The sequence below is a fragment of the Klebsiella sp. WP8-S18-ESBL-06 genome (genome assembly GCF_014169755.1).
Lineage (GTDB): Bacteria > Pseudomonadota > Gammaproteobacteria > Enterobacterales > Enterobacteriaceae > Kluyvera > Kluyvera ascorbata_B.
On the sequence record NZ_AP022256.1, the window covers coordinates 957,689 to 970,979 of the forward strand.

General features: G+C 55.8%; 13 protein-coding genes and 1 tRNA gene. 8 read left to right on the forward strand and 6 right to left on the reverse strand.

Annotated elements, in window-relative coordinates; translation table 11 throughout:
- Position 1: 1 nt before the first annotated feature.
- Positions 2-523, reverse strand: coding sequence for a flavodoxin FldB (gene fldB, locus H7R76_RS04650; RefSeq protein ID WP_106925785.1), 522 nt, complete (start codon positions 521-523; stop codon positions 2-4).
- A 102-nt stretch (positions 524-625) separates the two neighbouring features.
- Between fldB and xerD the strand changes: the two genes are divergently transcribed.
- The 5 genes from xerD to lysS all read left to right on the forward strand — a co-directional run bounded on the left by xerD (position 626) and on the right by lysS (position 6,712).
- Entirely contained in the window at positions 626-1,522 is an 897-nt protein-coding gene (gene xerD / locus H7R76_RS04655) for a site-specific tyrosine recombinase XerD (protein WP_106925787.1), read from the forward strand.
- A gap of 22 nt (positions 1,523-1,544) precedes the next feature.
- Positions 1,545-2,258 (forward strand): bifunctional protein-disulfide isomerase/oxidoreductase DsbC, encoded by a 714-nt coding sequence (gene dsbC, locus H7R76_RS04660; RefSeq protein WP_106925789.1) that lies wholly within the window; start codon positions 1,545-1,547, stop codon positions 2,256-2,258.
- Between the two features lie 5 nt (positions 2,259-2,263).
- Positions 2,264-3,997 carry a single-stranded-DNA-specific exonuclease RecJ gene (recJ, locus tag H7R76_RS04665; protein ID WP_182967073.1) on the forward strand — a complete coding sequence of 578 codons (1,734 nt, stop codon included), beginning with the start codon at positions 2,264-2,266 and terminating at the stop codon, positions 3,995-3,997.
- 89 nt (positions 3,998-4,086) lie between these two features.
- Positions 4,087-5,185 (forward strand): peptide chain release factor 2 gene (prfB, locus tag H7R76_RS04670; protein ID WP_106925794.1). Its coding sequence is split into 2 segments (ribosomal slippage): positions 4,087-4,161 and positions 4,163-5,185, totalling 1,098 coding nucleotides; the frame shifts between segments, so codons are not numbered across the junction.
- A 9-nt stretch (positions 5,186-5,194) separates the two neighbouring features.
- The gene (gene lysS, locus H7R76_RS04675; RefSeq protein WP_182930058.1) at positions 5,195-6,712 is read left to right on the forward strand and encodes a lysine--tRNA ligase; all 1,518 of its coding nucleotides are present in this window, start codon (positions 5,195-5,197) and stop codon (positions 6,710-6,712) included.
- Between the two features lie 161 nt (positions 6,713-6,873).
- Here the strand turns inward: lysS and idi are convergent, their stop codons facing one another.
- From idi to H7R76_RS04695, 4 genes are read right to left on the reverse strand one after another with little or no spacing between them, the layout of a single operon-like run.
- Complete coding sequence (idi, locus tag H7R76_RS04680) at positions 6,874-7,419, reverse strand: isopentenyl-diphosphate Delta-isomerase (protein ID WP_106925798.1); 546 nt, start codon at positions 7,417-7,419, stop codon at positions 6,874-6,876.
- Between the two features lie 53 nt (positions 7,420-7,472).
- Positions 7,473-8,189, reverse strand: a complete 717-nt coding sequence (locus tag H7R76_RS04685) for a DUF554 domain-containing protein (RefSeq protein ID WP_106925800.1) — start codon at positions 8,187-8,189, stop codon at positions 7,473-7,475.
- A 22-nt stretch (positions 8,190-8,211) separates the two neighbouring features.
- Entirely contained in the window at positions 8,212-8,793 is a 582-nt protein-coding gene (locus H7R76_RS04690; RefSeq protein WP_182967075.1) for a UbiX family flavin prenyltransferase, read from the reverse strand.
- 12 nt (positions 8,794-8,805) lie between these two features.
- Positions 8,806-10,284, reverse strand: a complete 1,479-nt coding sequence (locus H7R76_RS04695) for a UbiD family decarboxylase (RefSeq protein ID WP_106926109.1) — start codon at positions 10,282-10,284, stop codon at positions 8,806-8,808.
- Between the two features lie 169 nt (positions 10,285-10,453).
- Between H7R76_RS04695 and H7R76_RS04700 the strand changes: the two genes are divergently transcribed.
- The 3 genes from H7R76_RS04700 to H7R76_RS04710 all read left to right on the forward strand — a co-directional run bounded on the left by H7R76_RS04700 (position 10,454) and on the right by H7R76_RS04710 (position 12,312).
- The gene (locus H7R76_RS04700; protein ID WP_106925804.1) at positions 10,454-11,356 is read left to right on the forward strand and encodes a LysR family transcriptional regulator; all 903 of its coding nucleotides are present in this window, start codon (positions 10,454-10,456) and stop codon (positions 11,354-11,356) included.
- Between the two features lie 109 nt (positions 11,357-11,465).
- Complete coding sequence (actS, locus tag H7R76_RS04705; protein ID WP_182967901.1) at positions 11,466-12,158, forward strand: amidase activator ActS; 693 nt, start codon at positions 11,466-11,468, stop codon at positions 12,156-12,158.
- Between the two features lie 80 nt (positions 12,159-12,238).
- Positions 12,239-12,312, forward strand: a tRNA-Gly gene (locus tag H7R76_RS04710).
- 159 nt (positions 12,313-12,471) lie between these two features.
- Here the strand turns inward: H7R76_RS04710 and H7R76_RS04715 are convergent.
- Positions 12,472-13,032: a hypothetical protein gene (locus H7R76_RS04715; protein ID WP_146145705.1), complete on the reverse strand. Its 561-nt coding sequence runs from the start codon at positions 13,030-13,032 to the stop codon at positions 12,472-12,474.
- Positions 13,033-13,291: the final 259 nt, after the last annotated feature.

Below are 13,291 nucleotides of genomic sequence, written 5' to 3' on the forward strand. Positions count from 1 at the left end.
TTCAGGAGAACTGCTCGGCCATTTCGCCGAGTATCTGCTCGCACCAGCTTTGAATGCGTTCGTCGCTAAGATCGTACTGGTTCGTTTCGTCCAGCGCGAGGCCTACGAACAGCTGGCCGTCGGCGATAACCGGTTTCGGGCTGGTAAACTCATAGCCTTCGGTCGGCCAGTAGCCCACGAACTTCACTCCTTTCGTGGCCAGCTTGTCGTGCAGCATGCCCAGCGCATCGAGGAACCACTCGCCATAGCCAAGCTGGTCGCCCATGCCGTAAAGCGCGACGATTTTGCCTGTCAGATTCAGCGTATCAAGCTGCGCCCAGACCGCTTCCCAGTCTTCCTGAATCTCACCGAAATCCCACGTTGGGATGCCTAAAATGAGCACGTCGTACTGCTCCATTAAGGCCGGAGAGTCATCTTTCAAATTGTGTAATGTGATCAGTTCCGGGCCGATAATGTCGCGAATTTTTTCCGCGGCCATCTCGGTGTAGCAGGTGCTGGAACCATAAAAAAGACCGATATTCATGACGTACTGCTCTCGATTCTTGCGATGACGATGCCGTCAGTGTACCAGAAAGGGGCTTGTTTCAGGCATAATGGTGCTGATTTAACACGCAGAGGGCTCGAAGTGGATAAGGATCTTGCACGAATCGAACAGTTTCTCGATGCGCTGTGGCTGGAGCGAAATCTGGCGGAAAACACCCTTAGCGCCTACCGTCGTGATCTGACGATGGTTGTAGAATGGCTAGCGCACCGCAGCCTGACGCTGGAGAATGCACAAAGCGACGATCTGCAAAACCTTCTCGCCGAGCGGCAGCAGGGCGGCTACAAAGCGACCAGTTCAGCGCGTTTGCTAAGCGCGATGCGTCGTTTCTTCCAGCATCTCTACCGTGAGAAAATTCGCCCGGACGACCCCAGCGCGCTGCTGGCCTCGCCCAAGCTACCCCAGCGGCTGCCAAAAGATCTGAGCGAAGCACAGGTCGAGCGCCTGCTACAGGCACCGCTGGTCGATCAGCCGCTGGAGCTGCGCGATAAAGCTATGCTTGAGGTACTGTATGCCACCGGGCTACGCGTGTCGGAGCTGGTAGGCCTGACGATGAGCGATATCAGCCTACGTCAGGGCGTGGTGCGGGTTATTGGTAAGGGCAATAAAGAACGGCTGGTACCGCTGGGCGAAGAGGCGATTTACTGGGTTGAACAATGGCTGGAGCATGGCCGCCCGTGGCTGCTGAACGGCGTGGCGATTGACGTGTTGTTTCCCAGCCAGCGGGCCCAGCAGATGACCCGACAGACGTTCTGGCACCGTATTAAGCACTATGCTCAACTGGCGGGAATCGACAGCGAAAAGCTCTCGCCGCACGTGTTACGCCATGCATTTGCCACGCATCTGCTCAACCACGGCGCGGACCTGCGCGTGGTGCAAATGCTATTAGGGCACAGCGATTTATCGACCACTCAAATTTATACGCACGTCGCCACCGAGCGGCTGCGTCAACTTCATCAACAGCACCATCCGCGTGCATGATGCTGATTTAAAAGGATTGGATATGAAAAAAGGTTTAATGATGTTTACCCTGCTGGCCGCGGCGTTCTCCGGTCTGGCGCACGCTGACGATGCCGCTATCAAGCAGTCGCTGGCGAAGCTTGGCGTGCAGAGCACCGACATTCAGCCTGCGCCGGTGGCAGGAATGAAAACCGTGCTGACCAACAGTGGCGTGCTGTACGTCACCGATGACGGCAAACATATTATCCAGGGGCCGATGTACGACGTCAGCGGCGCCCAGCCGGTTAACGTGACCAATGCCCTACTGATGACTCACCTGAAGGCGCTGGAAAAAGAGATGATTGTGTACAAAGCGCCGCAGCAAAAACATGTCATTACGGTCTTTACCGACATCACCTGCGGCTACTGTCACAAGCTGCATGAAGAGATGAAAGACTACAATGCGCTGGGGATCACCGTGCGCTATCTGGCCTTCCCGCGCCAGGGTGTGCAAAGCCAGGCCGAGCAGGACATGAAATCTATCTGGTGCGCCAAAGACCGGAATAAAGCGTTCGATGACGCGATGAACGGCAAAGGCGTCCAGGCGGCAAGCTGTGATATCGACCTCGCCAACCACTATGCGCTGGGCGTGCAGTTTGGCGTAACCGGTACCCCGGCAATCGTGCTGAGCGATGGCTTCATGGTGCCGGGCTATCAGGGTCCGAAAGAGATGAAAGCGTTCCTCGACGAACATCAGAAACAGACCAGCGGTAAATAATTCGCGTGAAAAAACAGACTCAACTTCGCCGTCGGGTGGTGGATGATGCCATCACGTTGCCCGACGCGCTTTCGCCGCTGCTGCGTCGGCTGTACGCCAGCCGTGGCGTAAAATCGCCGGACGAACTCGAACGCGGGCTGAAGGGTATGCTGCACTGGCGTACGCTCACCGGCGTCGAGAAGGCCGTCGAAATGCTGCATGATGCGTTTGAGAACAACCTGCGCATTATGGTCGTGGGCGACTTCGATGCCGATGGCGCCACCAGCACCGCGCTGAGCGTGCTGTCGCTGCGCGCCATGGGCTGTCGCGCCGTCGAGTATCTGGTGCCGAACCGTTTTGAAGACGGCTACGGTCTGAGCCCGGAAGTGGTCGATCAGGCCCACGCGCGCGGCGCGCAAATGATCATGACGGTCGATAACGGGATCTCTTCCCATGCGGGGGTCGATCGTGCCCATGAGCTGGGGATCTCCGTGCTGGTTACCGATCATCACCTGCCGGGTGAAACATTACCCAACGCCGATGCGATGGTTAACCCAAATCTGGTGGACTGCCCGTTCCCGTCTAAATCGCTGGCGGGCGTAGGCGTTGCTTTTTATCTGATGCTGGTGCTGTGCAACCATCTGAAAGAGAAAGGGTGGTTTGAGTCTCGCGGTATTGCTGTACCGAAAATCGTTGAGTTTCTCGATCTGGTGGCGCTGGGCACCGTGGCCGACGTGGTGCCACTGGACGTCAATAACCGTATTCTGACCTGGCAGGGCCTGAGCCGCATTCGGGCGGGCGTGTGTCGCCCGGGCATTAAGGCGCTGCTGGAGATAGCCAACCGCGACGCGGCCAAGCTGGTGGCCAGCGATCTGGGCTTTGCGCTTGGGCCGCGTTTGAACGCGGCCGGGCGCCTCGACGATATGTCGGTTGGGGTCGCGCTGCTGCTGTGCGATAACCTCGGTGAAGCGCGCGTACTGGCGAACGAACTGGACGCCTTAAACCAGACTCGTAAAGAGATTGAACAGGGGATGCAGGCGGAAGCGCTGACCCTGTGCGAGCAGCTTGAGCGCAGCCGCACCGAGTTGCCGGGCGGGCTGGCGATGTATCATCCCGAGTGGCATCAGGGGGTTGTGGGTATTCTGGCCTCGCGCATTAAAGAACGTTTCCACCGCCCGGTGATCGCCTTTGCACCGGCTGGCAACGGCCAGCTTAAGGGCTCCGGGCGTTCCATTCAGGGGCTGCACATGCGCGATGCGCTGGAGCGTCTGGATACGCTATACCCGGGGCTGATGCTGAAGTTTGGCGGTCACGCGATGGCGGCCGGGCTCTCGCTGGAAGAAGCGCGATTTGACGAGTTTCAGCGCTGCTTTGGCGAGCTGGTAACCGAATGGCTGGATCCGGCGCTGCTGCAAGGCGAGATTCTTTCTGACGGAGAACTCAGCCCGCAAGAGATGACGCTGGAGACGGCGCAGGCGCTGCGCGAAGCTGGGCCATGGGGGCAAATGTTCCCGGAACCGCTGTTTGACGGCCGTTTCCGCCTGCTGCAACAGCGGCTGGTGGGTGAACGTCACCTGAAGGTAATGGTTGAACCGGTCGGCGGCGGCCCGCTGTTGGACGGTATTGCTTTTAACGTTGACACCGCCGCCTGGCCGGATAACGGCGTGCGCGAAGTGACGCTGGCCTACAGGCTGGACATCAACGAGTTTCGTGGCAACCGCAGCTTACAGCTGATCATCGAACATCTGTGGCCAATTTAGCATCTCTTATACTGTAATTAAGGGCCGGAATCCGCTAAGATTCCGCTCTTATAACCGCATTTTTCTCGTCCATTAAAAGAAAATAGACCATGTTTGAAATAAACCCGGTAAATAATCGCATTCAGGACCTCACGGAGCGTGCCAACGTTCTTAGGGGGTATCTTTGACTATGATGCTAAGAAAGAGCGTCTGGAAGAAGTAAACGCCGAGCTGGAACAGCCGGATGTCTGGAACGAACCCGAACGCGCGCAGGCGCTGGGTAAAGAGCGTTCCTCCCTTGAAGCGATTGTCGATACCCTCGATCAAATGACGCAGGGTCTGGAAGACGTTTCCGGCCTGCTGGAACTGGCTGTAGAAGCCGACGACGAAGAGACCTTCAACGAAGCCGTTGCCGAGCTGGATACGCTGGAAGATAAGCTGGCACAGCTGGAATTCCGTCGTATGTTCTCCGGCGAGTACGACAACGCCGATTGCTACCTTGATATCCAGGCCGGTTCCGGCGGTACTGAAGCGCAGGACTGGGCAAGCATGCTTGAGCGCATGTATCTGCGTTGGGCAGAAGCGCGCGGCTTTAAAACTGAAATTATCGAAGAGTCCGAAGGTGAAGTGGCCGGGATTAAATCCGTGACCATTAAAATCTCCGGCGATTACGCCTACGGCTGGCTGCGTACCGAAACCGGCGTTCACCGTCTGGTGCGTAAGAGCCCGTTCGATTCCGGCGGCCGTCGCCACACCTCTTTTAGCTCCGCGTTTGTTTACCCGGAAGTGGATGACGATATCGATATCGACATCAACCCGGCGGATCTGCGTATCGACGTTTACCGTGCCTCCGGCGCGGGCGGTCAGCACGTTAACCGTACTGAATCTGCGGTGCGTATTACCCACATCCCGACCGGGATTGTGACGCAGTGCCAGAACGACCGTTCCCAGCATAAAAACAAAGACCAGGCCATGAAGCAGATGAAAGCAAAGCTTTATGAACTGGAAATGCAGAAAAAGAACGCAGAAAAACAGGCGATGGAAGACACCAAATCTGATATCGGCTGGGGTAGCCAGATTCGTTCTTATGTCCTGGACGATTCCCGCATTAAAGACCTGCGCACCGGGGTTGAAACCCGCAATACGCAGGCGGTACTGGACGGAAGTCTGGATCAATTTATCGAAGCAAGTTTGAAAGCAGGGTTATGAGGAACCAACATGTCTGAACAAAACGCACAAGGCGCTGACGAGGTAGTCGATCTTAACAACGAAATGAAGGCACGCCGCGAGAAGCTGGCTGCACTGCGTCAGCAGGGCATCCCGTTCCCGAACGATTTCCGTCGCGACCGTACCTCTGACCAACTGCACGCTGAATTCGATGGTAAGGAAGGCGAAGAGCTCGAAGCGCTGAATATCGAAGTCTCCGTTGCGGGTCGTATGATGACTCGCCGTATTATGGGTAAAGCCTCCTTTGTTACGCTGCAAGACGTCGGCGGTCGCATTCAGCTGTACGTTGCGCGTGACGATCTGCCGGAAGGCGTGTACAACGAACAGTTTAAAAAATGGGACCTTGGCGACATTCTGGGCGCTAAAGGTAAGCTGTTCAAAACCAAAACCGGCGAGCTGTCTATTCACTGCACCGAGCTGCGTCTGCTGACCAAAGCGCTGCGCCCGCTGCCGGACAAATTCCACGGTCTGCAGGATCAGGAAGCGCGCTATCGTCAGCGTTACCTGGATCTCATCTCTAACGATGAATCCCGCCATACCTTTAAAGTCCGTTCCCGTATCCTGGCCGGTATTCGCCAGTTCATGGTTGGCCGCGGCTTTATGGAAGTTGAAACCCCAATGATGCAGGTGATCCCTGGCGGCGCATCAGCCCGTCCGTTCATCACCCACCACAATGCGCTGGATCTGGATATGTACCTGCGTATTGCGCCGGAACTGTATCTGAAACGTCTGGTGGTTGGCGGCTTCGAACGCGTGTTCGAAATCAACCGTAACTTCCGTAACGAAGGTATCTCCGTTCGTCATAACCCTGAGTTCACTATGATGGAACTCTACATGGCGTATGCGGACTACAAAGATCTGATCGAACTGACCGAATCGCTGTTCCGCACCCTGGCGCAGGATATTCTGGGCCACACTGAAGTGCCTTACGGCGATCAGACCTTCGACTTCGGCAAGCCGTTTGAAAAACTGACCATGCGCGAAGCGATCAAGAAATACCGTCCGGAAACTGACATGGCTGATCTTGATAACTTCGACTCTGCGAAAGCCATTGCTGAAAGCATCGGCGTTCACGTTGAGAAGAGCTGGGGCCTGGGCCGCATCGTGACCGAGATCTTCGAAGAAGTTGCCGAAGCGCACCTGATTCAGCCAACCTTCATCACCGAGTATCCGGCAGAGGTTTCTCCGCTGGCGCGCCGTAACGACGTGAACCCGGAAATCACCGACCGCTTTGAATTCTTCATCGGCGGCCGCGAAATCGGTAACGGTTTCAGCGAGCTGAACGATGCCGAAGACCAGGCGCAGCGCTTCCAGGATCAGGTTAACGCCAAAGAAGCGGGCGATGACGAAGCGATGTTCTACGACGAAGACTACGTTACCGCGCTGGAACATGGTCTGCCGCCGACCGCGGGCTTAGGTATTGGTATCGACCGTATGGTCATGCTGTTTACTAACAGCCACACCATCCGCGACGTTATCCTGTTCCCGGCGATGCGTCCGGTGAAATAATCGCAATAGCGAAAAGCAAAAACCCGGCCTGGCCGGGTTTTTTTATGTCTGCGCGAAACGAAATGAACGGTATTGCGTAGGCCTGATAAGGCAAAGCCGCCATCAGGCGAACCATCTCAGATTTCCGGATGGCGTTGTCCGGCCTACGGTTGTGAAACGACTCAGCGGCCTGCGAAGGCAATAAGCGCCTGACGCGCGTTGTCATCGGCCGCTTCCATCACCATCCATGGGCTAAAGGCCCATGGCGTCAGCTTCAGCGCCTCAAAAATAGCGTCGAGTTCGCCCCACTGATATTCGATAACTTCGTCATGGTTTGCCTGAACGGGGCTGGTGACGCGCGCCGCGAACACCGGACACACCTCGTTTTCCACGATGCCATTGGGTGCGACGGCGCGATAGCGAAACTCGGTAGCAACAGCAGTGATATCGGCAATGTCAACGCCCACCTCAAAGCGGCAGCGGCGAATAATCGCCTGCTCAAAGGTCTCGCCCTGCTGCGGATGGCCACATACCGAGTTGGTCCATACGCCGGGCCAGGCGACTTTGCTTAAAGAGCGGCGGGTGACCAGCAGTTGGCCGCGTTCGTTGAATAACCAGCAGGAGAAGGCAAGGTGCAGCGGAGTGGAAAGGGTGTGAGCGGCGTACTTCTCCAGAATACCGGAAGGTTTATCGTGCTCATCGAGCAAAATGACGTGTTCGCCTGCCATGACAACTCCTGAAAATAAAAGATGACCCGGCATAAACCCACCGGGTCATATACTCAGGCAACCAGCGTAGCCCATAAATGGGAAAAAGGCATTACCAAAACAAGCCCTGGTAACATGTTGGCAACCGGGAAGAGCTTGATGTTACAAATACGCAGCCCCGTTGCAACCATCAGCAGCCCGCCTGCGCAGGAAAAATCGGCCATCATCGACGGCGTAATCATTGGCATCAGGAACACCGCCAGCATCGCCAGCGCCAGCTGGATAATCAACTGCGGAATCGCAATGGTGATGACCGCAAAGCCGAGCAGGGTGGCAAAAATCCCGGCGGTGAATAGATCGAGAATGGTCTTGATGTACAGAATCGACGGATCGCCGCTCATCCCCTCCGTCATCGCCCCGAATACGCCGGTGCCGCTGGCGCAGAACAGCACCAGAATCGCGACGAATTTCTCAGTGAACTCTTCATGGCTGAGGCCCTGAACCGGGGGAAAGACTTTATTGATAAGCCCTCGGGTTGACCCCGCGGCTTTACCAATGCCGCTCTCCAGATGCATCAGTTCGCCCAGGAGGGCGCCGACGATCATGGCCAGCACAACCGCCGGCATGTATTTCACTTTCAGTACCAGCGTAATACCCAGGCCTACGGAGCACAGACCGAAGGTCATCGGCAGCGCCGTTTTGACCCGATCCGGTAGCTTACCGCCGGCAAGGGCACCAATCAGCCCGCCGATAATCACGGCGGACCCGTTTACATAAGGACCGATTAACATGGTGAGAATTTCCTTTGTCGCTCTAGCCGTCGTGGCGCAGCGAACCTTCGCCCCAGCGCGGGATGTTATCCACGTCGATGTCGAACAGGTCGAGCGCGCGGTTGACGCTATGCGTAATAATGTCGTCCGCAGTTTGCGGACGTTGATAGAGAGCCGGAACCGGCGGGAAGATAATCCCGCCCATTTCCGTCACGGCGGTCATATTGCGAATATGGCCGAGGTTTAACGGTGTTTCACGTGCCAGCAGTACCAGACGGCGGCGCTCTTTGAGCACCACGTCGGCCGCGCGTGTCAGCAGGTTATCGGTCAGACAATGCGCTATCGCGCCCAGTGTGCGCATGGAGCAGGGCGCGACCAGCATGCCCAGCGTTTTGAAGGAGCCGCTGGAGATAGCCGCCCCCAGATTGCCAATTGGGTGCACGACGTCAGCCATCGCCATCACCTCGTCCAGACGGTAGTCCGTTTCCAGCTCGCAGGTTTTTTCCGCGCCTTTAGAGACGACCAGATGAACCTCCAGCGGAAGGGGCTGAAGCAGTTCCAGCGCCTTCACGCCATACTGAAAACCGGAAGCGCCGCTAATGCCGATGATGATGCGTGGTGTCATTGTCTGTTCCTCTTACTCGAAGTCCGGCAGGAAGCGTTTCACGTCAACTTCTTTGAATTTAGAACGTTCAAAGTGATGTTTCAGGTGGAACGGTACGGTGCAGTCGAAAATCGTTTTGCAGGACATGCCCTGCTGCAGAATACTTGGGCTGTATTCCGGTACCTGAGACGGGTCCAGCGGGTGGCAGCGTACGCCAGGGATAGTAATGGTATCGACATCGCCCTGGTAGCGGGTCTGCATTGCCCACAGCACATCGTCGCTATCGAAAATATCCACGTCCTCATCCACCAGAATCACGTGTTTCAGTTCCGGGAAGGCGGAGAATGCCAGCAGCGCGGCCTGGCGCTGGCGGCCTTCATCAGCCGGTGAGAATTTTTTGAACTGCATCACCGCCAGCAGTTTGCCGCCGCCCGCAGAGTGGGCAAAGACGTTCAGCAATTTGCCCGGCATTGCACGGCCCACCATATCCAGAATGCTGGCTTCCGTTGGGATACCCGCCATGTTGACGTGTTCCTCACCTGGACCTACGGTAGTGCGCCAGATTGGGCTGTGGCGATGGGTGACCGCTTTGACTTTAATCACCGGCAGCGCATCTTTTGATTCGCCGGTATAGCCCGGGAATTCCGGCATCGCGCGGCCGGTATTGGTGTTCTGGTCTTCGCGGACGCGGACGTCAGGCAGCAGCTCACCTTCAATGATGATTTCGGCATGCGCGATGGCTTTTTCATTGATGGTCAGGCATTTCACCATTTCAACGGCCTGGCCGCGCAGGGAACCGGCAATGCTCAGCTCATCAAAACCCAGCGGCGTGGTTGGTGGTTCAAAGCAGGCGGCAATTTCAATTGCCGGATCAACGCCGATGCTAATTGAAATAGGCAACGGTTGACCAAGTTCTTCGGCCTTCATGCGGAATGCGTCAATGTGGCGGCCCGGGGTCAGCCACATGGAGAGCTCATCGCGGCTCTGTACGCACAGGCGGTGAATGGTAATATCGGATTCGTGCGTTTCCGGATCGGACGCGTAGCACAGGCCCATGGTGATGTAAGGACCGGCATCTTCTTCGGTGTTGGTCGGTGCAGGCAGCAGTTTGCGCAGGTCGAAATCGGCATCGGTGGCCAGGTGAACCACTTCCTGAGCGACCGCTTTCTGCGTGGTCAGCACCGGTGGAATCGGGCTCTGGACGGAGTCTTTCAGCAGGTGGCCCAGTTTTTCCGGCGGGCAGTTCAGGAAGTGGCTGACGCGTTTACGAGAACCGTTGATACCAATTGCGACGCTGATATCATCGAATCCCTTAATTTTGTTGAACATCATTACCGGGCCGTTTTTACGCGTCGGGCGCTGGCAGGTGCCGCCGGCCCCAACGTAACGGTAAACGCCGGACAGTTCAGCGTGTGGATCAACCTCGGTGTCGGTTTCAACGTATTCACCAGGCAGCGTTTTTAGTAGCGCGAGCGCGGAGCGCAGATCGCGTACGGTCGTGTTATTTTTCACGGTGTATTCCTGTTTATCATCGGTAAGAATTGCTGCGATCACCCTATTCCCTACACCGGGAAGGGGCAAATACCGTTTAGCCTGGTCTCGGTAGATCAAAAAGATGTGGCTACACCCGGCGCGGCATCGTGCGTACACTAGGGCAAGTCATTTCAGGCGCGGGGGCGATATGGATTTAAAACGGTTACGCTATTTCTGTCGGGTGGTAGAACAGGGATCAATAAGCCAGGCGGCAAAGGTTCTGAACATGGCTCAGCCGCCGCTGAGCAAACGTATTCAGGAGCTGGAAGACGAGCTGCAAACGCCGCTGTTTTTGCGCCACGGCAACCGCATAGAGCCAACGGAAGCGGGCTTTTTCCTTTACCGTAAGGCCTGTGAGATTCTGCGGCAGGTCGAAGATACGGCCCGTGAAACCATGGAGATCGCTCAGAAAGATCGCCTGCAGTTTCGTTTTGGGATGAGCCATCTGTTTCAGTCCTATTTCAAACCGCTGCTGCTGGCGCTGTATCAGCGCTACCCCGAAATCGAGGTGAATATCTCCGTCACCGATTCCAGCCACCTGGAGATGTTGCTTAATGAGGGCGCGATCGATCTGGCATTTATCCAGCGCCCCTATCGCAGCGAAGGCTTCGACTATGTGTCGTTTGATCCGGTGAAGCTGGTGGCCGTGATCAACAAAAAATGCCTGCCGCAAGCGCCGGCTAACCCGTTTGACTACAATGCACTGGGCGAGCTGCCGTTGGTACTGCTGCACCGCGCGAAAGACTCTGGCACTTACGAGATGCTGATCGACCTATTCCGCAAAGCGGGCGTGAACCCGAAGGTGATTATGCACATCACCCAGCCGGGGGTGATTATCGACTGGCTGGAGTCGGGGCTGGCGGCGGCGACGCTGCTGCCGTCGTCCGAGGTGTGTGCAGAGAAGCTGCATGAATGCTACGTGGTAGACGTCTTCCCTGCGCCGCAGATTTTTTATCCGGCCATGGTAAAAATACCCGCAGCCAACTGGTGCCCACAGGTCATGGAGCTGGTGGCGGAAGGTTTCCCATTTGGCAATCATTCACTTTCCTGATGGTTTGGCATCCTGCGTGAGCCTGCTATCATAGGTGTCCCGATCGTTGATGACCTGAGGATACGTTTTGCGAGCAGGAAGCCAAATCTCTTCCCCATTACGACTGTCAATGTGCCTGGCTATCGGCCTGGCGCTGTCCGGCTGCGCCGGAAACTCGTCAGAAGGCAGCTACAGCGGTTCGGTTTATACCGTAAAGCGCGGCGATACGCTGTCGCGTATTTCGCGTATGACGGGCACCAGCGTGCGAGATTTGGCGCGAATGAACGGTATTTCTCCGCCGTACACCATTGAAGTCGGGCAAAAGCTGAAGGTGAGCGGCGCGGCTTCCTCGGCGAAAAAATCGACCGCCAGCAAAACGGCGAAAGTGGTTCCCTCCTCCGCAGTGCCCCAGTCTTCATGGCCGCCGGTGGGGCAACGCTGCTGGCGCTGGCCTGCTAGCGGTAAGGTCGTGATGACCTATACCACTTCGGAAGGCGGAAACAAAGGTATTGATATCGCCGGCAGCCGCGGTCAGCCGGTCTATGCTGCCGGAGCCGGGAAGGTCGTGTACGTTGGCAATCAGCTGCGCGGCTACGGCAACCTGGTGATGATCAAGCATAACGAGGATTACATCACCGCCTACGCACACAACGATAAGCTGCTGGTGAATAACGGTCAGAGCGTGAAGATAGGGCAGAAAATTGCCACGATGGGCAGTTCGGATGCGGACTCGGTGCGGCTGCATTTCCAGATTCGCTACCGGGCGACGGCTATCGATCCGCTACGCTATTTGCCGCCACAGGGCAGCCCGCCGAAGTGCTAAGCGGTTATTTTATCGTCACTTAGCAACATGATAGCTTGCCAGACGAGGAGTAACGTTTATAATGCTCCTCGCACACCTTTGCGGGCGTAGTTCAATGGTAGAACGAGAGCTTCCCAAGCTCTATACGAGGGTTCGATTCCCTTCGCCCGCTCCAATCTTAAGTCTCTATCTCTCCACTGAATTCAACGACGCCATGATTTAATTCGGCTTTTTGGCATTTTCCTGTCAACCGAGTTCAACCTGCCTTACCCCCAATCAACAGCCTGTGTGGCATAGAAATGGGGCCAGGAATGAGCCACTCCGTATGCAGGGCTTACGCTCGCCCCGCTTCCTCAGCCGCAGTCGTTGGCATGTCATCCGCGACGAGCGCAACCGTATGAACGGGGAGGCCGGTCTGATAGCACATTCTGTACAGTTCCACGGTGGTCGACAGGCTGCCATGAATCGTCACGGTCTCATTTTCTTCGAGCCACAGTTTCAAACCGGTATTCCCCTGGGCGTAGATCACCAGCGCCGCCTGGCGGGTGATGTATTCCTGCCCTAGCAACGAAATCGATACCAGTTTCGTGCCATCCTTAGGCGTTTTGCGATACGGGAGATGCTCTTCACCCGCGACATCGTTCAGACAATCGGTGCGGTTTTCCTCTTTAATCAATTGATTCGCCAGACTCTGGCCTTCCGCCGTCAGCAGAACCATAAGCTGGAGATCGTTCCTGCGATAGATCCGCACCAGGCCCTTTTTTTCCATCAGATGAAAGGTCTTACGGACATTGCTGCTGTATGTCCTGATTGATGACTTTAGCTGTAATGCCCGCTCGATATCACGCGTGAGGGGTTTTCCTGACGGCTGTTTTACCGTCTCTACCAGCAGCATTTTTTGCAGGCGCGAGAGGCGCTGTCTTTTTACGCTCTGAACTTCATTATTACCAGGGGCTATCGGCATAAAAAACCTATATAAAATTAATGTTGGAGTGATTAGTCTTTTATTTATTAATCACGCATGTCGTGATTAACAATTTATTTGTTATTGATTCCAATTTATTTGTCTGGTTGATGTTTGACGAAAGTAACGTGCTATATGTTGGGTGAATGTTCCTTATCTTTACCTGTTTTATCATTTTTGTTTACATTCA

What these genes read in the sequence shown, in the direction of transcription:
- H7R76_RS04715 (WP_146145705.1), bottom strand. Translation starts at nt 13,032, where the DNA reads ATGCTGCTGGTAGAGACGGTAAAACAGCCGTCAGGAAAACCCCTCACG.
- fldB (WP_106925785.1), bottom strand. Translation starts at nt 523, where the DNA reads ATGAATATCGGTCTTTTTTATGGTTCCAGCACCTGCTACACCGAGATG.
- H7R76_RS04700 (WP_106925804.1), top strand. Translation starts at nt 10,454, where the DNA reads ATGGATTTAAAACGGTTACGCTATTTCTGTCGGGTGGTAGAACAGGGA.
- H7R76_RS04690 (WP_182967075.1), bottom strand. Translation starts at nt 8,793, where the DNA reads ATGACACCACGCATCATCATCGGCATTAGCGGCGCTTCCGGTTTTCAG.
- idi (WP_106925798.1), bottom strand. Translation starts at nt 7,419, where the DNA reads ATGGCAGGCGAACACGTCATTTTGCTCGATGAGCACGATAAACCTTCC.
- actS (WP_182967901.1), top strand. Translation starts at nt 11,466, where the DNA reads ATGTGCCTGGCTATCGGCCTGGCGCTGTCCGGCTGCGCCGGAAACTCG.
- dsbC (WP_106925789.1), top strand. Translation starts at nt 1,545, where the DNA reads ATGAAAAAAGGTTTAATGATGTTTACCCTGCTGGCCGCGGCGTTCTCC.
- H7R76_RS04685 (WP_106925800.1), bottom strand. Translation starts at nt 8,189, where the DNA reads ATGTTAATCGGTCCTTATGTAAACGGGTCCGCCGTGATTATCGGCGGG.
- lysS (WP_182930058.1), top strand. Translation starts at nt 5,195, where the DNA reads ATGTCTGAACAAAACGCACAAGGCGCTGACGAGGTAGTCGATCTTAAC.